This is a genomic window from Kitasatospora sp. NPDC059146, assembly GCF_042786665.1.
In the GTDB taxonomy this organism is placed as follows: Bacteria; Actinomycetota; Actinomycetes; order Streptomycetales; family Streptomycetaceae; genus Kitasatospora.
In genome coordinates this window covers 9,598-28,370 of sequence record NZ_JBHZCY010000011.1, presented here as the reverse complement: position 1 = coordinate 28,370, position 18,773 = coordinate 9,598, and the positions used below count along the sequence as shown (strand labels likewise).

The window sequence follows — 18,773 nt, the reverse complement described above, 5'->3', positions numbered from 1 at the left end:
CGGGGTGTGCGTGGGCGGCTGGAGGGCCGTGTACCTGAGGGTGGGGGGGCAGGGTGCGGGAGGTGCGTGAACGCACCTCCCGCACGGGGACGTTGAGGGGAGCGGGGAGGCGCGCGGGACCGCACGTGATGAGCAGTCAATCGACATATGTCGCCGGACTGCATATGGTGGGTGGGCGCGACCGCACCGCCGTGCCGTCGCGCCCCCGCATCCGCACGCGAGAGGACCGCCGTGCCCCAACACCCGCGCACCGCCCGTACCTTGGCCGTCGCCGCCGCCACCGTGGCGCTGGCCCTGACCGCACCGACCGCCCTGGCCGCGCCGGCACCCGCACCGGCGTCCGCGCCGAGCGCCGGCGGCGCCGACCCGGTGCCCGCCCTGGTCGAGGGCCGGGACACCGCCGCCCCGCAGCTGGTGACCGGCCTGGCCGAACCCGCCCCCGGCGACCCGGTCCGGGCCGCCCGGGACCACCTGGCCGCCCACCCCGAGCGCTACCGCGTCGACACCGGCGAGCTGACCGAACTCGCCTCCACCCCCGGCCCCGACGGCCGGCGCACCGTCAGGTTCGAGCAGCGCCACGGCGGGATCCCCGTCCTCGGCGGCCAGTACCTGGTGCACCTCACCGGACAGGGCGACGCCCAGAAGGTCGAGTCGGTGGGCGGACGCTACTTCACCGGCCTGACCGCCCCCACCACCCCCGCCGTCCCGGCCGAGGCCCTGCGCGCCGCCGCGCTCGACGCGCTGAGCGACCCGCAGCAGCGCACCGGCGCCACCGCCGAGGACCTGGGCGCCGTCGTCCTGCCCGGCGGCCCGGGCCGCCTGACCGAGCACTACACCGTGCGCCCCGGCTCCGGCGGAACCGGCGGCACCGGCGCCACCGCCCGCGAGGTGTACGTCGACGCCACCACCGGCACCGTCGCCCTCGCCCACGACGCCCGCGCGCCCCGCCCGGCGGCCGCGACCACGGCCGCGCCCACGGCCCCCGGTGCCGCCACCGCCGACGGCCTGCGCCCCGCCACCGGCACCGCCCCCGACGCCCACGGGCGCCCCGCCGCCGTCAACATCGCCCAGCGCCCCGACGGCGGCTACCAGCTCACCGACCTCACCCGCCCCGCCGCCGTCACCACCTACGACGCCGGCGGCCGCGACGCGGGCGACTTCGACCACGTCATGCCCGCCGACGCCGTCCCCGCCTCCTCCCCCACCCCCGCCTTCCCCGCCGCCGCCGGGGACGACGGCGCCACCGACGCCCACGTCAACGCCGGGATCGTGTACGACTTCTACCGCGACCGCCTCGGCCGCAACGGCCTCGACGGCCAGGGCGGCCCGATCGTCTCCGTGGTCAACGTCAGCGACCACGGCGCCCCGTTCCCGAACGCCTTCTGGGACGGCGGCAAGATGGTCTACGGCGCCCTCCCGGGCCACTACCCCTTCTCCGCCGCCCTGGACGTCTCCGGCCACGAGATGACCCACGCCGTCATCGACCACACCGCCAACCTGACCTACTTCGGCCAGTCCGGCGCCATGAACGAGGCCCTCGCCGACTACTTCGGCAACGCCATCGAGGTCACCGCCCGCGGCCTGGCCATGGACGACCCCACCGCCGCACTGCTCGGCGAGTCGCTGTGCCGCACCGGCACCCCGCAGGACTGCGCGAACCGCCGCCTGGACGACCACCGCACCACCGTCGACGACTACCTGGGCACCCTGGACGTCGACACCGGCGGGGTGCACCTGAACTCCACCATCTTCGGCGGCGCCCTGTGGGAGGTGCGGCGCACCCTCGACCCGCTCACCGCCGACCGGGTCGTCTACCACGCCCTCGCCGACTACCTCACCCCCTCCGACGACTTCCTCGCCGGACGCGACGCCGTCCTCGCCGCCGGCCGCGACCAGGGCCTGGACAAGCGCCAACTGCGCGCCGTCGCCGCCGCCTTCGACGCCCACGGGATCCGCGCCGGCTGGCAGCAGCGGCTCGGCATGGACGCCCGCACCCTGCTGCCCGCCGCCCCCAACGGCCAGGCCACCCCCGTCGCCGCCAACGGCCACTGGGTACTCCTGGCCGACGGCCCCGACGGCAACGGGCTGTACACCGGCACCACCGACGGCCGCGGCAAGCCCGTACGACTCAGCCCCCAGGACGGCCGCTTCCACAGCTGGGCCGCCACCGACGGCACCACCGCCGTCTGGGAGGCCCAGGGCGGAACCGGCGGCCCCGGCAAGGAGATCCTCACCGCCCCGCTCACCGGCACCGGCCCGGTGCGCAGCCTGCTGCGCACCACCGACAGCCTCGACGGGCTCCAGGTCTCCGGCCCGGACACCGCCTACGCGCTCACCGACCACACCACCGGCCGCACCCGGGCCTACCTCGTCCACGACGGGGCCCCGGCGGTCGGGATCCCGCTGCCCGAGGGGCACGGCCTCTTCGGCCTGACCCTGCGCGACGGCCTGATCGGCTGGACCGAGACCTGGCAGGACGGCGACCGGACGGTGACCGCCCCGACCGTCTACTCCATCGCGGCGGGCAAGGTCACCGCCCAGTACACCGCGCACGCCCCGGCCGGCTCCGGGCCCAGCCGCACCTCCTCCACCCTGCTGGCGGGCGGGCGCCTGGTCTGGCTGGACACCCCCGTCGACCCGGCCGGGCGCAGCACCATCCGCTCGGGCGCGGTGGACGGCTCGGGGATCGTGGACGTGCTGGCCGCGAGCTCCCCGCAGGCCCCCCGGTTCGCCACGCTGACCGCCTCCGACCAGGCCGTCAGCTACCAGCTGACGTCGGCGAAGCCGGCCGGCGGCTGGACCAACGCGGCGCTGCCCAAGCTGTGGCAGGTGCCGCTGGCGGGCGGCCCGGCGCAGCGGGTCTCCTGCGACCGCGGCGGCCAGTACGCGGTGGCCGCCGACCGGGGCACCCGGGTGGTGTGGCTGGACGCCACGGCGGGGCGCGCCGACCTGGTGACCCGGGAGCGCCCGGCGGGCGGCTGCTGAGCTCCGGCCTGGACTCCCGCCCGCGTCAACTCCCCTGCCGCCGCCCGTACTTCTCCGGGCGGCGGCTCGGCCGTTCGGCGTCCAGGAGGGCGAGCACCTCGCGCACCGCCACCCGCCCGGCCCTGCGGTACGCGTACTCGCCGGTGTCCACGTCGTGCACCGTGGTGTGGTGCACGACCAGCGCCAACGCCGTTACGGTGCCGGGTAGTTGCTCGGCCAGCTCGGCACGCACACCCTCGACCAGGGCGGCGTGGCAGCGGTCGAGGTCTCCGGGCCCGGGGGTCCCGCGCACGGTGGCGCCGTCGGCGACCTCCAGGTGCACGCCCTCCTCCCACGGCTCGAAGTCGACCGTGGCGTCGGCGACGGCGCTCGGGCAGCCGCCCTGGAACACGTAGCGGGCGCGCACGCCGCGTACCGGGCGGGGCGGGAAGGCCGCCGGCTCCGGGCTCACGCGCTCCGGGCTCACGCGTGGGTGATCTCGACCTCGGTGATCACCACGTCCTGGACCGGGCGCTCGCCGTCGGTCTCGGCGGCGGCGATCGCGTCCACCACGGCCTTGGAGGCGGCGTCGGCGACCTGGCCGAAGATGGTGTGCTTGCGGTTGAGGTGGGTGGGGGTGCCCACCGTGATGAAGAACTGCGAACCGTTCGTGCCCGGGCCGGAGTTGGCCATCGCCAGCAGGTACGGCCTGGTGAAGAACAGCTCCGGGTGGAACTCGTCCGGGAAGGCGTAGCCGGGCCCGCCGGTGCCGGTGCCGGTCGGGTCGCCGCCCTGGATCATGAAGCCCTTGACCACCCGGTGGAAGGTCGTGCCGTCGTAGTACGGGCCGCTGCCCGGCTCCCCGGTTCGCGGGTCGGTGTACTCCCGGGCGCCCTCGGCGAGTTCGACGAAGTTGCGGACCGTCTTCGGCGCGTGGAACGGGAACAGTTCCAGCCGGATCGGGCCCGCCGTGGTGTGCAGGGTGGCGAACCGGGCGTTGGCCACGGGTGTCTCCTTCGTCGTCGGTCCTGTTCGGTGTTCGGATCCGCATCCTGGCACATGCGAGGATTCGTGGCCGAACCGGTGAAGGAAGAAGAGGGGTGACACCGAGATGGTCGGAGCGGTGCTGGTCGGGGTGCTGGTGCTGGTGCTCGCCGGGTGCGGGTGCGTGGTGTGGGCCTCGCGCGGCGGGCCGGGGTGGGTGCGCGCGGTGGCGGCGGTGACGCTCGGTGCGGGCGACCTGCTGCGCGGCGCGGAGCAGCGCCGACGGCGGCGCAGGCAGCGGGAGCGGTGGCTCCTGGGCAGCAGCAACGGCAGCGGCAGCGGCGAGGGTGGCGGGGACGGGAGCTGAGGGGGTGCCGGACGGGCAGCGGCTGCGGCGGGTCTTCGAGGCGGTGCCGGCCGAGGCGCTGGCCGGGCGCGGGGTGGCGACCTGCCTGGGTCTGGACGACCCGACCGAGGGGGCGCTGTGGGCGGTGTACGGCGCCGCGACCGGGCACTGCGCCGGGCCCGGGGCGGGGACGGTCGAGGAGCTGGTGGCGGCCGCCCGCCGGGCCTTCGAGGGGCAGTTGGACGGCTCCGACGCGGCGCGTTGGCGTGAGCGGCTCGCGCGCAGGTTCACCGAAGGCGGGCGCTGAGCTCGGGGGCCGGACGCGAGCGGGGGTCAGCCCTCGGTGTGTCGGTCCCGGCGTGTCAGTCCCGGCGTGTCAGCTCTCGGCGGAGCGGCGGCGCGAGAGCGCGACCAGGGCCGCGCCCGCGGCGAGGGCCGCGGCGGCGCCGCCGGCCTCCCAGCCGAGGCCCTCGGTGCCGGTGGCGGCGAGCGAGCCGCTGCCGGTGGTGCTGGTGGCGCCGGTGACCGTGGTCCCGGTGGTGCCGGTGCTGCCGGTCCCGGTCAGGGCGGCCGGCTGGACGGTCTGCGGCTGCTGGGCGCCCTGGTCCTGCTGCCCGGCGGGCTTGTCGGCCGGCTTCTCGGCGGGCTTGCCGGCGGCGGCCTCGTCCGCGGCGCGGGCCGTGGCCCAGCCCTCGGCGAGGAACTTGACGATGTCGTCGTAGCTGCCCTCCAGCGCCTTGCCGGCCGCCGCGCGCACGGCCGGGCCGCCGGTCTCCATGAGCTGGGAGACCTTGACGCGGTTGTCGGTGGCGCGCAGCTTGGGCAGGTCGCTCAGGAACTGGGCGACGTCGGCGGGGGTGCCGGCGAGGGCCTTCTTGGCGGCCTCGGTGGTGTGCGGGCCGGTGTTCTTGTCGGACAGCGCGACGAAGAGCGCGACGCGGTCGTCCGAGGCCTTGGCCTTGGGGTAGCCCTCCGCCAGCCACTTCGCGACGTCCGCGTCGCTGCCGTCCAGCGCCTTGTTGGCGCCCTCGCGCACCTCGCGGCCGCCGGTGGCGAGCAGCTGGGAGACCTTGACGCGGTTGTCGTCGGCGCGCTGCCTGGGCAGCTCGACGTCGAGGAAGTGCCGCAGCTCGGCGGCGCCGCCCTTGAGGGCCTTCTCCCCCGCCTCGCGCACGCCGCGGCCGGTGTCCGGGTCGGCCAGGAGCTTCTGGATCTCGGCGCGGTCCGCGTCCTCGGCCTGGGCGGCCGGCAGGCCCTCCGAGAGGAACTTCAGCAGCTCCGCCTCGCTGCCCTGCAGCACCTTGCCGCCGGCCGCGCGCACGGCCGGGCCGCCGCGGTGCATGTACTGGGAGACCTTCACCCGCAGGTCGTCCAGGCGGTTCTTGGGGAAGTCGATCTCCAGGAAGTGCCGCAGCTGGGCGGCGTTGCCCTTGAGGGCCTGCTCGGCGGCCTCGCGCACACCGGGGCCGGTGTTCTTGTCGTCCAGGAGCTTCTGGATCTCGGCGCGGTCGCGCTGCTCCTGCCCCTCGGGGGCCTGGGGGCGGCTGCTGGTGCCCGGGCCGCCGTTGACGCCGTCGTCGCCGGGGGTGACGTCCGGCGTGGAGCCGGAGGCGGTGTCAGGGCCGGTGAGCCCGGTGGGCTGGGGGGCGTCGGCGGCGGAGGCCGAGGAGGGGAAGAGGACGGCGGGCGCCAGGACCGCGGCGGCGACGACGGTGGACACCCGGGGCAGCTTCATGCGGGCAGACCTGTTTTTCCTGTGAAGAGATCTTGAACGCCCGACAGCATAGGTCCTTTTTTGCTATTGCCATACCAGGTATTTGTCGAGCTCTCCCAGACCGGAACAAACCGTCAGCGCCTGTCGGCGACGGCCCCTAAGGTGGGCGCGTGAGCTTTCACCTCGTCGTCGGACACGGGCCCGCCGGGGCCGCCACCACCCGCCTGCTGGCCGAACAGGGCCACGAGGTCCGGGTCGTCACCCGTACCGGGCGCCCCGCCGCCCCCGCCGACGGCGTCGAGCACCTCGCCCTGGACGCGAGCGACCCGGCGCGGCTGGCCGAGGCCGCGCGCGGGGCCGTCGCGATCCACGGCTGCGCCGCGCCGCCGCTGCCGCAGTGGGCCGGGCACTGGCCCGCGCTCGCCGCCGCGCTGTGCGCGGCCGCCGAGGACAGCGGGGCCGTCCTGGTGATGCTCGGCAACCTGTACGGCTACGGCCCGGTGGAGCGGCCGATGACCGAGGACCTCCCGCTCGCCGCCACCGGCCCCAAGGGCCGGGTCCGCGCCGCGGCCTGGGAGCAGGCCCGGGCCCTGCACGAGGCCGGGCGGATCCGCGCGGTCGAGGTGCGGGCCTCCGACTTCTTCGGCCCCGGCGTCACCGAGGGCGGCCACCTCGCCTCGCGCGCCGTGCCCGCCCTGCTCAGGGGCCGCCCGGTCGCCGTCCTCGGCGACCCGGACGCCCCGCACAGCTGGACCTACCTGCCCGACGTCGCCCGCGCCATGGTCGAGGTCGCCGGCGAGGAGCGCGCCTGGGGCCGCCCCTGGCACGTCCCCACCGGCCCCGCCCTGCCCGTGCGCACCATGGTCGAGCGCCTCACCGCCGAGGCCGGCACCGACCCCGTCCCGGTGCGCCGCCTCTCCCCCGTCCTGCTCGCCGCGGGCGGCCTGTTCTCCCCGCTGCTGCGCGAACTGCGCGAGACCCGCTACCAGTTCGACCGCCCCTTCGTCGTGGACTCCAGCGCCTACGAGGCCGCCTTCGCCGTCCGCGCGACCCCGCTGGAGGAGCAGCTCGCGGCCACCGTCGCCTGGTGGCGCGAGCGGTCGTAGCCGGGCGGGCCCAGCGGCGGGCGGCCGCAGGGGCCCGGGGGGGGCGGCAGGGGCCCCGGGGGCGGGAGGTGACGGACCGGCGTACGGGGCGGTAGCGGCGCGTGGCAGGATGACCACCGCACGTACGCGAATCGTCGTACGTCCGTGCGCAGTTCGTCTGCCCAGGATCGGGGGGATCCTTGTGTCCACGACCAGAACTCCAGTCGCCGCCGGTGCGGTGGTCGCCGTCGCCGCGGCCGTCGCCCTGACCGGGTGCGCGGCCAACAATCTCGACCTGCCCAGCCCGCTGTCGGCGGGCAGCGCCTCGCCGTCCGGGCCCGCCGTCACGGCCGCCCCGCCGGTCGGCACCACGCCGACGATCGACGCCGCCCCGCCCACCGCCCCGCCCGTCGTCAGCTCCCCGAGTCCCACGGCGAGCGGCCCGAAGCCGCTGAGCGGGCGCCAGTTGAAGCCGCTGCTGCCCACCTCGGCGACCCTGCCGGCCGGCTGGACGATGAAGGACAGCAGCGAGACCGACACCGGCGACAACTTCGAGGACGATCCGTACCCGACGCTGACGGACAACCCTTGCAACTGGCTGACCACCGCGGGCGGGAACAGCCTCGCGATGGGCTACCAGACCGCGCACGCCGAGGAACTCGTGTCCGAGGACGTCAACGAGGCCGGGATCCACCTGGGTTCCTACTTCCCCGGCACCGCCACCAAGCAGCTCGCCCTGATCCGCGCCTACGCCGACAAGTGCAAGACCTACACCGGCCAGGACTGGGACAAGAAGCCCGTCCCGCACACCGTGACGGTCACCTCGGTGCCCAACCTCGGCGACGAGGCCATCGAGGTGAAGAACTCCCCGACGGGCCCGTACGCGACCCGGGACGTGCTCGCCGTCCGGATCGGCGACAAGGTCCTCCTCCTGGACGGCGACAACATCGTGGACCGGCTGCCGCACATCAAGGACCTCGCCGTCCCCATCGTCCAGCACATCCAGCAGGTCAGTCCCTGAGACCCGGGGCCCGGCGGCGCACTCGGCGTCCTCGACACCCCCGGCGTCCTCGGCGTCCTCGGCGTCCTCGGCGTCCTCAGTGCGCCTGGAGGCTGTCCGCGCCCCGGTAGCCGGCCGGCACGCCCTCGATCAGGATGATGTCGGCGTTCATGTGCCGGGTGCGCAGCGGCAGGATCTCCCGGTAGGCGGGCGAGTCCCACCAGGCGCGGGCCCGCTCCAGGTCGGGGAACTCGATGACGATCGTGCCGCCGGTGCCCCAACTCCCCTCCACCGTCTCGTACGTGCCGCCGTGGACGACGAAGCGGCCACCGAAGGGGTCGAGGGTGGCGTCGATGCGCTCCAGGTACTCCACGATGTCGGGGCCGAACTCGACCGAGTGGACCTGGGCGATCGCGTAGGCGGTCATGGGGGTGCTCCTGGGGGTTCGCCGTGGGTGGTTCCTGCTGACGTCCCCGACGGTAGGGCGTGGGGGGTGGCGGGCGAATCGGTCGCGTATCGGTAGGTCGACAGGTCGGTAGGTAGGTAGGTCGGTCGGCAGGGGTGACGTACGGACGCCCTCGGGGGTGCCGGGCGGGTCCGAGAAAGCTCGGATACCGGCGGGTGACGGGTTCCTGACAGGGTGGGGGTCGGTCGGCCGGCCGTACCGCCCTCGCTCCCCTGCCCCTGCCTCCTCGATCTGGAGATCCCTTGCGCTCGCTCATCCGACGCATCGTCCTCTCGGCCGCGCTCGCCCTGGGCGGCCTGGCGCTCGCCCCCGGCGCGGCCTCGGCCGACACCCCTGCGACGGTCCTGTTCAACCAGGCCTCCGAACGCTGTCCCGACGGCGCGGTGTGGGACACCCAGGACATGCACCCCTGCGCGCCCTCGAACAACCCGGGCAAGTGGGTGTTCACCCCGGTCCCGGGCTGGAACGGCGTCTACACGATCAACAACGAGGTCGACAAGCGCTCCTGCCTGACCGCCTCCGACAGCCGCCCGAGCGGCACCCAGTGCTACACGAACGTGACCAGCCAGATGTGGAGGATCACCCCGTACACGGCGGCCGGCCAGACCGCGAAGTACGACATGGTCGGGGTGCGGATCCAGAACGTCTCCAGCTCGCTGTGCCTGGACAACACCGAGAAGAACTTCGGCGGCTGGAAGCTCTACATGTTCGGCTGCAACGACGGCGCCTACCAGCAGTGGGACATCTACCGCAGCAGCTACGAGGCCCTGTTCGGCCCGGTCGGCGCCCACAAGGGCATGACCTGGGCCAACCTGGAGCAGCGCGCCGACAACGTGGTGCACGTCGGCTACGACACGGCCAGCAACCCGTACCAGGGCGACACCCCGGCCGGCACCCAGCTGCCGGTGCTGTGCCTGCGCAAGGACGGCCGCCCCGCCCCGGCGGGCGTGCCCACCAGCGGCTTCCACAGCTGGGCCGGCGGCGAGGTGAAAGCCACCGCGCCGGTGCCCGGCACCCAGCTGAGCAGCCGGGCCACCGCCGACCAGCTGTGCGCGGCCTCGTTCGGGGCGGGCTTCCGGATGGCGGAGTTCCACGACGCGTCGGGCTGGGGCCTGTGGGCCAACGGCACCCTGCCGACCCAGACCAGGTTCTGGACCGCGATCGACGACCAACCGGCCAACCCGTGGAGCTGACCGCCACGGCGGCGCGTCACGGGTGATCGGGGGCGGGGGCGGGTGCCGAGCAGTGGCACCCGCCCCCGAATTTTTCGGTCACCCTCGGCCTGCTCCCGGCCATTCGTTCGTACGTCCACCGACAACGGGGGCCCGCTTCCCTAGCCTTCGGTCCGTGGCCAAACGACGTGACATCGAGCGGGAAGTGCTGGGCACCATCGGCGAACTGGCGGCCGCCCGGCTGCCCACGGCCGAGCTGTTCCGGGAACTGCACGCCCTGCTCCAGGGCCCCCTCGGCTTCGACGGCGGGTGCTGGCACGGCACCGACCCGGTCACCGGGTTCCCCACCTCCACCGTCGCCTCCGGCCTCGACCCCGCCCGCTTCGAACAGGCCGTCCGCCTGGAGCTCCAGGGCGAGGACGCCACCACCTTCGAGGCCATCCGCGCCGCCGGGCACCGGGTGCAGAGCATCGGCCGCGCCACCGACGGCCAGCCCGAACGCAGCCTCCGCTACCGGGAGTTGCTCCAGCCCTGCGGCTACGGCGACGAACTGCGGATCAACTTCGACCTCGGCGGCGGCCGCTGGGGCAGCGCCGCGTTCATGCGCGAGAACGGCCGCGGCCCCTACGAGCTGCCCGAACTGCGCCTGGCCGCCCGCCTGGTCACCCCCGTGGGCACCGCCCTGCGCGCCGCCCACCGCGCCTCGCTGTGCCCCACCCGCACCACCACCGCACTCCCCGCCCCGGCCCCGGCCGTCGCCGTCCTCGACGTCCACGGCCGGCTGCGCTCCGCCGACGCGGCGGCCCGCGACCTCATCGCCCGGATGGCCGAACCCGGCGGCCTCGTCCCGGGCGTGCCCAGCGGCTTCCTCACCGTCGCCCGCCAGGCCGCCCGCACCGGCCGCCCCGCCGAGGTCCGGGTGTGCACCCCCGACGGCCAGTGGCTCGCCCTGCACGCCACCCCGCTCGACGGCCCGGCCGACGGTGTCGCCGTCATCGCCTCCCCCGTCTCCCCCGTCCAGCACCTGCCGCTCGCCGTCCTCGCCCACGGCCTGTCCCCGCGCGAACAGCAGGTCGCCCTCCACGCGGTGCGCGGCACCAGCACCAAGGACATCGCCGCCCTCCTGCACCTGACCGTCCCCACCGTCCAGCAGCACGTGGGCGCCATCCCCGACAAGACCGGCACCCGCACCCGCCGCGAACTCGTCACCCTCCTGATGGCCGGCCACCTCCCCACCCTGGGCCTGCCGCCGCAGTGACGGGGTTGCGGTACGTACGCCCTGACGGTTCGTGTAGCATCCGCCCAGCTCGAACACATGATCACGCGAACGGGGTGGGCCGGATGCCGCAGGAAGACGACAGCAGCGGGACGACGAAGCGGCGCCGGCAGGCCCTGGCCGTCGCGGCGGGGGCGTGCGTCCTCGGCGCGGCCGGGCTCGGCGGGGCGCTGCTGCTCACCGGCTCGCACGGCAGCACCGCCCCGGCGGCGCAGGACGCGGCGGCCACGTCCAGCCCCTCCCCCGCGGCCACGCCGTCCGGCACGCCCTCGGCCTCGCTGTCGGCCTCCCCCTCGGCCTCGGTCGAGGCGCCGACGACGGCCCCGGTGCCGGGGGAGACCGGGACGCCCACGGCCGTCCCCACCGTCGTCCCCGCGGCCGACCAGGCCGAGGACGGGGCCGAGGCCGCGCCCGAGCCCGCCGCCACCAAGCCGGCCCCGGCCCGCCCCCGCACCACCCAGGCCCCGGCCGCCCACGCCCCGGCCGCCCCGGCGAAGAAGCAGCCCGCGGCCGAGCAGCCGCCCGCCCCCGAGCCGGCCCCGGCCCCGGCCCCGGCCCACACTGGGAACCCGATGTTCGAACCGACCGTTCCGCCCCGGCCGGTCCCGCCGGCCCCCAAGCCGGTCCGCACCGACACCCCCTGCCCGCCCGGCCAGGCCATCACCTGGGACGGCTGCCGCCCGCTGCTCGGCCCGGTCATCACCCTGGGCCCGACCACCCCGCACGGCTGAGCGACCCGGGTCCGGCCGTCGGGGCGGTGGGGATCACGGCTGGCGCGAGCGCCACAGGTCGGGGCCCATCGACCGGTCCAGGTACTCGTCGGCGTCGGGGAACCCACCCTCGATGACGGCCGCGAGGAACTCGGCCATGCCGCCGTCGAAGCGGACCATCTCACTGATGCTGAAACGCCACACCACGACCGGCCACTCGTCGGGGTCGCCGGCCGAGGTGTCCCAGCAGAAGTAGTCACAGCCGGTGTTGTTGGCCCACGCGAGCAGGCACCCCTTCGCCGGGAACGGCTCGTACGGGCGGCCGGACACCCCGTCCCAGGTGTACCACTCCGCCAGCATCTCCCCGACGTCCTTGTTGAAGTAGTAGAGGCTGTTGAAGGTCTCCTCCTCCGGGCCTCCGGGTTCGAGCACCGGCGACGCGAACCTGATGTCCCCGCCGAACTCGAGATAGCCGTACCGTTCCACGAGCTCGCGGTAGTCCGAGGGCAGCCGGACCCCGAGCCGGTCGATCGACCCCTCCCAGTCCACCTCGGCGCGCTCCCGGCCGGAATCACCCATGATCTGTACGAGCCTGTCGATACCGCTCGTCATGTCACCCCGCACAGCGCTCAGTCCCACCAGAAGCTCCACTGGTGGGAGTCGACGAGCTGCTCGGCGTAGGCGGTGAGGGTGCCGGCGCCCTGGTGGACCTGGTCGGGGCAGAAGGCGGCGTGCTCGGCGGCGAGCGGGAGCGCCTCGGCGACGGTGGCGGGCGGGACGGGGACGCTCAAGTGGAGGGTGTCGAAGCCGACTTCGACGAGCTGCGCGCCGAAGCGGCGTTCCCAGTCGGCGAGGACGGCGGCGATCCTGGCGGTGTCGTTCTCGTGGTTCAGCGGCCCGCTCCACCCGCACGCGGCCAGCGCCTCGGCGCCGCTGCGGGCGGGCACCAGGCCCAGCCGTACGTCCTTGAAGGACGCCAGGACCTCGGCCAGGCCGCGCGCCTCGGCGTCGGCCACACCCGCCGGGACGGTGACGGCGGGGGCGGGCCCGGGCCAGGTCCGGCCGTAGGGAGCGAGGACCTCGGCGAGTTCCCCGTCGTCGCCGCCGTCCTCGTCCTCGTCCTCCTCGCTACCCGCCTCCCACCAGGTGCGCAGCAGGGCGGCCGAGTCGTACGACCCGAAGTCGGAGACGTGCTCGGGGAACAGCTCGCCGGACAGCCAGGGGCGGAAGTCCGGGTCGCCGGCGCTCAGCGGGCTCAGCAGCAGCGGCCACAACCCGCTGCGCGGGTGGGCGCGGTGCAGCTCGGCCCACAGGCCGGCGGGCGCGGGCCCGTCACTGATCCACAGCAACGGCTGCGTGCCCGCCCCCTCGTCCCCGACGACGGGACGGCCGGGCGGCAGGGGGACGGGCGGGGCGGTGTCGAAAGGCCAGGTCATGCGGTGAACGGTAGGGGCGGGCACTGACAGCGGGCCGGCCGGTGTCGGTCAGTCGGGGCGCTGGCCGTGGAGGAGGAGGGGGAGGGCGCGGCCGGTGAGGGCTTCGGCGGTGCGGGCGGCCTGGGAGGGGGCCATGTGGTTGGGGAGTTCGTGGACGGGGACGAAGCGGGCGCCGTGCAGGCGGCTTCGCTTCTGGGGCGGGACGGTGAGGGGGTGTTCGTCGCGCAGGGTGCCGCCGTCGAAGACGAGGTTGAAGCGTTCCAGGTAGCGGTCGGAGGGGGTGTAGTCGAGGGCGACGGCGTGGGTCAGGCGCAGGATGATGCCGGTCTGAGCGTGCAGGTGGCGGGCGGCGGCGCGGTGCGGGGGCTCGTTGGCCTTGCCGGGGCCGCCGGGCAGGATCATGCCGTCGAGGTAGTCGGGGTCGACGAGCAGGACGTCGCCGTTCTGGTTGCGGACCAGGACAAGGCAGCCGAGCCGACAGATCGGGGGCTTGGCGAGGAGGCGGGGGTCGTGCACGGGGTTCACTTCCTGAGGACGTACAGCAGGACAGCGGAGAAACAGGCCCACCAGAGCAGGCGGGCGAGGAGTTCAGTCGTCATACGTGAGGCGCTCGTAGCGCAGGCCCTTGCGCAGCAGGTCCACGATCCGCAGCAGATCGAGCGGACGGGCCGTGAGGTGCAGCAGGTACTCGCAGGTGGAGCGGCCGGTGTCCCAATCCACCTCCAGGGTGGGCAGGTGGACCCGACCCAGGGCGAGAACAGTGGTCAGGTCGTCCAGGACGGCGGCGGCCTGCCGGCGCTGCTCGGCCGTGACACGGGAGAGGGTCACAACTCCCCCGGCCGCTTGTGGACTTCGAAGAGCCGCCAGGCCGAGAACGCCTCGGTGAAGGAGGAGAAGCCGCTGCGCTCACCGTCGGGCCTGCACAGCCACGCCCCGGTGCACTCGTTGCGCACCCGGTAGCACCGGTCCTCGGTGTCCCAACGGACACCGTAGCCATGGAGCTTGGCTGGTTGAGGGGGCTTCATGACCATGACTGATCACCTTCCGTGCGGATCTGTAGTCACACGAGTCGATTCACAACCGACTTCACTTTCCGTGCCTCAAGCGTCGCTCACCGCAGCTACCCTGACCAGCGTGGACGTGTGCCACAACGCAGCTGGACACACCGGAGGAACGCCATGGCCTTCAAGCCCAACAAGTTGGACCCAGGGCGTTCGGCCCGCGACCTGTTCGGCTGGGAGATGCGCAACCACCGAGAGCTCGCCGGCTCCATGTCGCTTGATCAACTGACCGAGATTCTCGGCTGTTTCTCGAAGGGGCATCTAGCCCGAATCGAGCGGGCGGAATCGATGCCGCCGCCCGAGCTCCCTGCCAAGCTCGATGTCGCGTTCGGCACCGACGGACGCTTCGGCCGCATCTACCTGCTCGCCAAGAACGAAAAGTTTCCCGGCAAATACCGTCAATGGTCAGAAATTGAGGCTAAGGCTGAGGCCATCGAGGAGTTTTCTGCAGCCACCATTCCAGGGCTCCTCCAAACCCCCGAGGTCGCACGCCACTCACTGCTCGCGGGTCACCCGCAGGCAACCCCGCAGGAGCTCGACGCACTGGTACGGACGCGTCTCGGCCGCCAGAAACGATTGGTTTCGTCGGCCCCTCCACACTGCTGGTTCATTCTTGACGAGTCGACTCTCCGAAGGCCTGTCGGGAGCCCCGCAGTGATGAGGCAGCAACTCGACGCCATCGCGTCGGACCAGAGACCCCACATCACAGTGCAGGTCTTGCCATTCACCGCAGGGGTCCACGCCGAGATGGGAGGATCGCTCTTCCTCTATTCGGTGCCGGGCCGTCCGTTGGTGGCATGGGAAGAAGGTGCTCGCAGCGGTGAACTCATCGAAGATTCCGAGGGCGTAGCCGCCCGCCGGAGGTCATACGATCTGCTCAGGGCCATGGCCCTGTCGCCCAGAGACTCTCGGGCGGCGATCAGGCGCATCTCGAAGGAGTAAGGCCGTGCATGTGAACCAGCACGAAAGCTGGCGAAAGAGCAGCCATAGCAACAACGACGGCGGCGCCTGTATCGAAGTAGACGATGCGCACCCGGGTCTCGTGCGAGACAGCAAGGACCCCGAGGGTCCTCGACTCCGCTTCTCGCCGACGGCCTGGCAGTCCTTCGTGACCGCCGTCCGCAGCGGCGAACTCGACGCCCCCTGACCCCCAAGCGTTCGGCCCCGCCGCCCCGGCCTCCGGGGTGGCGGGGCCGTCTCCACGCCGCCGCCAAGTTCAACTCCCCCAGGCCACCCGCGACTCCAGGGGTGATCAACCAGTGACCCTGCCGAACCCCCTCCGGGCGAACCTCAAGACCGGCCACGACCGGGAGGTGTTCGCCGTCTATCCCTACCGCTCGGCCTGCCCTCGATCGGTCTGGGCGCAGCTGATCGCGGAGGCGCGGTCCGAGGTCTTCCTCGCCGGGTACACCAACTACTTCGTCTGGCTGGAGCAGCCCGAGTTGCTGCAGACCCTGCGCCGCAAGGCCGAGAGCGGGTGCCGGATCCGCTTCCTGCTCGGCGATCCGGATTCCGACACGACGCGCGAGCGCGAGCAGATCGAGGACGTGGCCCTCACCGTGTCCACCCGCATCAGGGTCACGCTGGAGAGCTTGGCCAAGCTCTCCGGCGTCGAGGGGATCGAGGCCCGTTTCAGCGCCCCGGAGGACGGCCCGAATCACGTCGGCCTGTCCGTCTTCCGCTTCGACGAGCACGCCCTCGTCACCCCCCACCTCGCCCGCACGGTCGGCCACGACTCGCCCCTGATGCACCTGCGGCGCAGCGGGGAGAACGGCATGTTCGACCGCTTCACCGAGCACATCGAGGAACTCTGGTCCCGGGGCCGCGACATCCGCAGCACCACCACAACAGACGCATAGGAAGTCGGTCCCGCTGACTTCCCACTCCTCCAGGAGGGAACCGCCATGCACCCCGACTCCCCCATCACCTGGCGCAAGAGCACCCACAGCGGCAGCGGCGGTCAGTGCGTCGAGGTGGCGGATGCCCGTCCAGTGCGCGTGCGGGACAGCAAGGACCCGGACGGTCCCCGTCTCGAGTTCTCGCCGACCGCCTGGCGGTCCTTCGTCACCGCCGTGCGCACCGGCGAACTCCCCACTCCCTGAAACCGGGAGGACCCGACATGGCCGACGGGAGCCGGGCACCGTGAACCACTCCGGGATCTGGCTGAGCCGCTACGAGTTCTTCAGCAGCAGCCGCGACGACACCTTCACCGGGCTGCACCACGTGGTCCTGACGCAGAACGGCAACCGCATCACCGGGCACTCGCTCCCTTCCGCTTCCTCCAACCCCGATTCCCCGCTGTCCTTCGACCTGACTATCGACCGGAACATCGTCACCGGCACCTGGGTCGAACAGACCGCGCAGGACGGCTACTACCGGGGCGCCCGCTACCACGGCGCCATCCAACTGCTGGTCGATCCGACCGGACGGCGTATGGCCGGCAAGTGGGTCGGGTTCGGCAAGGAATTCGACGTGAACACCGGCCCGTGGGCTCTCAGGCTGCTCGACGGGTCCACGGCCGACGAAATCACAGCCAAGTACAGCGCACCCCCCGCGGAAGACCCGCTCCCCCGCACCTGACCGGCCTGCTCACGCGCCGCTGCCCCGGCCCCCGGGGCAGCGGCGCCCCCAACCCTCCCGCAGGTACGTCGCCTTGGCCGACGACACCATGTCACCACTCGTCATGGTCCTTCATGCCTCCTGTCCTCCTGCGCGTGAGCAACAGCGCCAGGAAGCCCCCGTCAACGCCACTCCACTCCGTGTCAGTCGCAGGAGCGGTCGTCCGTGAGGACGGGCGCGTGCTGGCGATCCGCCGTGCCGACAACGGCACCTGGGAGCCTCCGGGCGGCGTCCTCGAACTCACCGAGACCGTCGAGGACGGCCTGCGCCGCGAGATCCACGAGGAGACCGGCCTCAGGGTCGGCGTCGACCGACTGACCGGCGTCTACAAGAACTTGACGCGCGGCATCGTCGCCCTGGTCTTCCGCTGCCACCCGGAGGACGGCGCCGAACGGCTCTCCCCCGAGTCCACCGCCATCACCTGGTTCACCCCTGATGAGGTCGTCGCCCGCATGAGCGAGGTCTATGCCGTCCGCATCCTCGACGCCCTGCACTCCGGCCCTCCGCACATCCGCTCCCACGACGGCCACCGTCTCACCGGCCCTGGCCACCTCGCGTGGGAAGTCGGGCCCGCCGACTTCCCACTCCTCCAGGGGGAACCGCCATGGACCCCGACTCCCCCATCACCTGGCGCAAGAGCGCGTCCCGACCGATCCGGCTCGCCGACGGTTCGTGCTGCCGTTCCCGACGCGGCGTTGGTCATCGCGGGGATGCCCGACTCGGAGCGACGAGCGGGCAGTTCCGCCACCCCGCCCTACCGAGGACTTCCGGGTGACCTGACGCCGCGCCCGCCACGTCACCCGGTCCTCGACCTGGTGAATCGGCCTTCTCTCCCCGTGCTCCGAGGCCTCCTGAACCGCCCGCGGGACCCGGCAAGTCCAAGGAGCACGATGCAGTCGCCCGGCCCGATCCACCGCAGCACCCTGTTCGCCGTCGTCCTGGCGTTGTTGACCTGTCTGTTCGCGGCGTCGTCGACGACGGCAGCCCAGGCGAACACCGGGACGAACCGGCTCTTCCAGATCGACTGGAGCCTCGACGGGATCGTCCAGAACAACCCGTCCCAGGCCGCTGCGGACTACGACAGCGTGATCACCGAGCTGCGGGGTGCCGCCCGCGGCAACTCCGTCCTCATGGGGCGGATGGACGACACCGAGATCCGGCCCGACGACGACCGGCACCTCATCGAGGTCCGGCTCCAGCAGGGCGGCCAGCACATCGGCTCGGTCTACTTCCGCTCGGACAACCTGTACATCATGGGGATCTGGACCCCCAGCCAGAACTCCGGCTCGGTGAGCGGGATCCTCGGCTTCTCCGACCAGCGGGTGGCGTTGCAGCAGATCCTCGCGCGGGCCGGGTACCAGCGGGCCGTCGGGAACCTCAACGTGGGGTCCAGCTACATGGCCCTGGGGAGCGCCGCCCGCGCGACCGTGCGCATGGGCGCCACCGAGATCGCCTTCGCCACCGGGCTAATCCACTTCTACGACAGCCACTCGACGGCCACCTCGGCCACGCTGCGCAACCAGAGCTACCTCGTCCTGATCCAGGCCCTCGCGGAGGCGGCCCGCTTCGAGGAGATCCGGGCGCACGTCAGCAACAACCTGCGCACCAGGGCGAACCAGCCGGTCCCCGCCGCCCTGATCAGCTGGGAGAACCAGTGGTCGGCGGTCTCCCGCTGGCTCCACCAGGTCATGCAGGACCCGTCGACCCCGCCGTTCGAGATCAACGGCACCACCTACCGGACCCCGCAGCTGTTGCTCGGCAGCCCCATTCCGGGCTACCCGAACCGGATCGGCTACCTCCTCGCCCTCGGTTCCTCCCGGTGAACTGACCCCGCAACACCACGGCGGGGGGGCCGCCCGCGGGGGGCCCCCCGCCCGGCAGGCGAGCACAACCCGGTCCCGGGGGGGCGCGCCCGCCAGAGGATCCGCCCACAGCCCGCG

Annotated in this window: 22 protein-coding genes and 2 pseudogenes; 15 read left to right on the top strand and 9 right to left on the bottom strand. The window is 73.3% G+C overall.

Annotated features, from left to right (window positions below):
- The first annotated feature begins 231 nt into the window (after positions 1 to 231).
- Positions 232 to 2,985 carry a M4 family metallopeptidase gene (locus ACFXPX_RS07085; protein WP_380639958.1) on the top strand — a complete coding sequence of 918 codons (2,754 nt, stop codon included), beginning with the start codon at positions 232 to 234 and terminating at the stop codon, positions 2,983 to 2,985.
- Between the two features lie 25 nt (positions 2,986 to 3,010).
- On the opposite strand, the gene ACFXPX_RS07080 is transcribed toward ACFXPX_RS07085, so the two are convergent.
- Together ACFXPX_RS07080 and ACFXPX_RS07075 are read right to left on the bottom strand one after the other, a co-directional pair.
- The gene (locus tag ACFXPX_RS07080) at positions 3,011 to 3,451 is read right to left on the bottom strand and encodes a hypothetical protein (protein ID WP_380639956.1); all 441 of its coding nucleotides are present in this window, start codon (positions 3,449 to 3,451) and stop codon (positions 3,011 to 3,013) included.
- The gene (locus ACFXPX_RS07075) at positions 3,448 to 3,969 is read right to left on the bottom strand and encodes a peptidylprolyl isomerase (protein ID WP_380525798.1); all 522 of its coding nucleotides are present in this window, start codon (positions 3,967 to 3,969) and stop codon (positions 3,448 to 3,450) included. Before ACFXPX_RS07075 ends, ACFXPX_RS07080 begins: the two co-directional genes overlap by 4 nt.
- Positions 3,970 to 4,075: 106 nt before the next feature.
- Between ACFXPX_RS07075 and ACFXPX_RS07070 the strand changes: the two genes are divergently transcribed.
- A complete protein-coding gene (locus tag ACFXPX_RS07070; RefSeq protein ID WP_380525799.1) occupies positions 4,076 to 4,315 on the top strand; it encodes a hypothetical protein in 240 nt (79 codons plus the stop codon).
- A gap of 4 nt (positions 4,316 to 4,319) precedes the next feature.
- A complete protein-coding gene (locus ACFXPX_RS07065) occupies positions 4,320 to 4,601 on the top strand; it encodes a hypothetical protein (RefSeq protein WP_380525801.1) in 282 nt (93 codons plus the stop codon).
- A gap of 69 nt (positions 4,602 to 4,670) precedes the next feature.
- On the opposite strand, the gene ACFXPX_RS07060 is transcribed toward ACFXPX_RS07065, so the two are convergent.
- Positions 4,671 to 6,029 carry a hypothetical protein gene (locus ACFXPX_RS07060; RefSeq protein WP_380525803.1) on the bottom strand — a complete coding sequence of 453 codons (1,359 nt, stop codon included), beginning with the start codon at positions 6,027 to 6,029 and terminating at the stop codon, positions 4,671 to 4,673.
- Positions 6,030 to 6,178: 149 nt separating this feature from the next.
- On the opposite strand from ACFXPX_RS07060, the gene ACFXPX_RS07055 reads away from it, so the two are divergent.
- Positions 6,179 to 7,114 (top strand): NAD-dependent epimerase/dehydratase family protein, encoded by a 936-nt coding sequence (locus tag ACFXPX_RS07055; protein WP_380525805.1) that lies wholly within the window; start codon positions 6,179 to 6,181, stop codon positions 7,112 to 7,114.
- A 181-nt stretch (positions 7,115 to 7,295) separates the two neighbouring features.
- Positions 7,296 to 8,114 (top strand): hypothetical protein, encoded by an 819-nt coding sequence (locus ACFXPX_RS07050; RefSeq protein WP_380525806.1) that lies wholly within the window; start codon positions 7,296 to 7,298, stop codon positions 8,112 to 8,114.
- A 76-nt stretch (positions 8,115 to 8,190) separates the two neighbouring features.
- Here ACFXPX_RS07050 and ACFXPX_RS07045 read toward each other — a convergent pair whose 3' ends face one another.
- Entirely contained in the window at positions 8,191 to 8,520 is a 330-nt protein-coding gene (locus ACFXPX_RS07045) for a DUF1330 domain-containing protein (protein WP_380400657.1), read from the bottom strand.
- Positions 8,521 to 8,801: 281 nt separating this feature from the next.
- Between ACFXPX_RS07045 and ACFXPX_RS07040 the strand changes: the two genes are divergently transcribed.
- The 3 genes from ACFXPX_RS07040 (at position 8,802) to ACFXPX_RS07030 (ending at position 11,738) form a co-directional block, all read left to right on the top strand.
- The gene (locus tag ACFXPX_RS07040) at positions 8,802 to 9,752 is read left to right on the top strand and encodes a hypothetical protein (protein ID WP_380525808.1); all 951 of its coding nucleotides are present in this window, start codon (positions 8,802 to 8,804) and stop codon (positions 9,750 to 9,752) included.
- A gap of 154 nt (positions 9,753 to 9,906) precedes the next feature.
- Positions 9,907 to 10,989 carry a response regulator transcription factor gene (locus tag ACFXPX_RS07035; RefSeq protein WP_380639954.1) on the top strand — a complete coding sequence of 361 codons (1,083 nt, stop codon included), beginning with the start codon at positions 9,907 to 9,909 and terminating at the stop codon, positions 10,987 to 10,989.
- A gap of 83 nt (positions 10,990 to 11,072) precedes the next feature.
- Positions 11,073 to 11,738, top strand: coding sequence for a hypothetical protein (locus ACFXPX_RS07030; RefSeq protein ID WP_380525812.1), 666 nt, complete (start codon positions 11,073 to 11,075; stop codon positions 11,736 to 11,738).
- Between the two features lie 33 nt (positions 11,739 to 11,771).
- Here ACFXPX_RS07030 and ACFXPX_RS07025 read toward each other — a convergent pair whose 3' ends face one another.
- From ACFXPX_RS07025 to ACFXPX_RS07005, 5 genes are all read right to left on the bottom strand, one after another.
- Positions 11,772 to 12,296 (bottom strand): SMI1/KNR4 family protein, encoded by a 525-nt coding sequence (locus ACFXPX_RS07025; protein WP_380525814.1) that lies wholly within the window; start codon positions 12,294 to 12,296, stop codon positions 11,772 to 11,774.
- Positions 12,297 to 12,346: 50 nt separating this feature from the next.
- The gene (locus tag ACFXPX_RS07020; protein ID WP_380525816.1) at positions 12,347 to 13,153 is read right to left on the bottom strand and encodes a DUF4253 domain-containing protein; all 807 of its coding nucleotides are present in this window, start codon (positions 13,151 to 13,153) and stop codon (positions 12,347 to 12,349) included.
- Between the two features lie 48 nt (positions 13,154 to 13,201).
- Positions 13,202 to 13,669: an NUDIX domain-containing protein gene (locus ACFXPX_RS07015; protein ID WP_380525818.1), complete on the bottom strand. Its 468-nt coding sequence runs from the start codon at positions 13,667 to 13,669 to the stop codon at positions 13,202 to 13,204.
- 72 nt (positions 13,670 to 13,741) lie between these two features.
- Complete coding sequence (locus tag ACFXPX_RS07010) at positions 13,742 to 13,981, bottom strand: hypothetical protein (protein WP_375895550.1); 240 nt, start codon at positions 13,979 to 13,981, stop codon at positions 13,742 to 13,744.
- The gene (locus ACFXPX_RS07005) at positions 13,978 to 14,184 is read right to left on the bottom strand and encodes a hypothetical protein (RefSeq protein ID WP_380525821.1); all 207 of its coding nucleotides are present in this window, start codon (positions 14,182 to 14,184) and stop codon (positions 13,978 to 13,980) included. The genes ACFXPX_RS07010 and ACFXPX_RS07005 overlap by 4 nt, the downstream gene beginning before the upstream one ends.
- A gap of 147 nt (positions 14,185 to 14,331) precedes the next feature.
- Between ACFXPX_RS07005 and ACFXPX_RS07000 the strand changes: the two genes are divergently transcribed.
- The 7 genes and pseudogenes from ACFXPX_RS07000 to ACFXPX_RS06970 all read left to right on the top strand — a co-directional run bounded on the left by ACFXPX_RS07000 (position 14,332) and on the right by ACFXPX_RS06970 (position 18,656).
- Entirely contained in the window at positions 14,332 to 15,156 is an 825-nt protein-coding gene (locus ACFXPX_RS07000) for a Scr1 family TA system antitoxin-like transcriptional regulator (RefSeq protein WP_380639952.1), read from the top strand.
- Positions 15,157 to 15,160: 4 nt separating this feature from the next.
- Positions 15,161 to 15,361 carry a DUF397 domain-containing protein gene (locus ACFXPX_RS06995; RefSeq protein WP_380639950.1) on the top strand — a complete coding sequence of 67 codons (201 nt, stop codon included), beginning with the start codon at positions 15,161 to 15,163 and terminating at the stop codon, positions 15,359 to 15,361.
- Positions 15,362 to 15,473: 112 nt separating this feature from the next.
- Positions 15,474 to 16,073 carry a DUF5919 domain-containing protein gene (locus ACFXPX_RS06990; protein WP_380639948.1) on the top strand — a complete coding sequence of 200 codons (600 nt, stop codon included), beginning with the start codon at positions 15,474 to 15,476 and terminating at the stop codon, positions 16,071 to 16,073.
- A gap of 45 nt (positions 16,074 to 16,118) precedes the next feature.
- On the top strand, positions 16,119 to 16,316 hold the full coding sequence (locus tag ACFXPX_RS06985; protein ID WP_380639946.1) for a DUF397 domain-containing protein: 198 nt from the start codon (positions 16,119 to 16,121) through the stop codon (positions 16,314 to 16,316).
- A gap of 28 nt (positions 16,317 to 16,344) precedes the next feature.
- Positions 16,345 to 16,794: pseudogene (locus ACFXPX_RS06980) on the top strand (hypothetical protein); the annotation flags it as partial.
- A gap of 113 nt (positions 16,795 to 16,907) precedes the next feature.
- Positions 16,908 to 17,381: pseudogene (locus ACFXPX_RS06975) on the top strand (NUDIX hydrolase); the annotation flags it as partial.
- 342 nt (positions 17,382 to 17,723) lie between these two features.
- A complete protein-coding gene (locus ACFXPX_RS06970; protein WP_375896892.1) occupies positions 17,724 to 18,656 on the top strand; it encodes a ribosome-inactivating family protein in 933 nt (310 codons plus the stop codon).
- Positions 18,657 to 18,773: the final 117 nt, after the last annotated feature.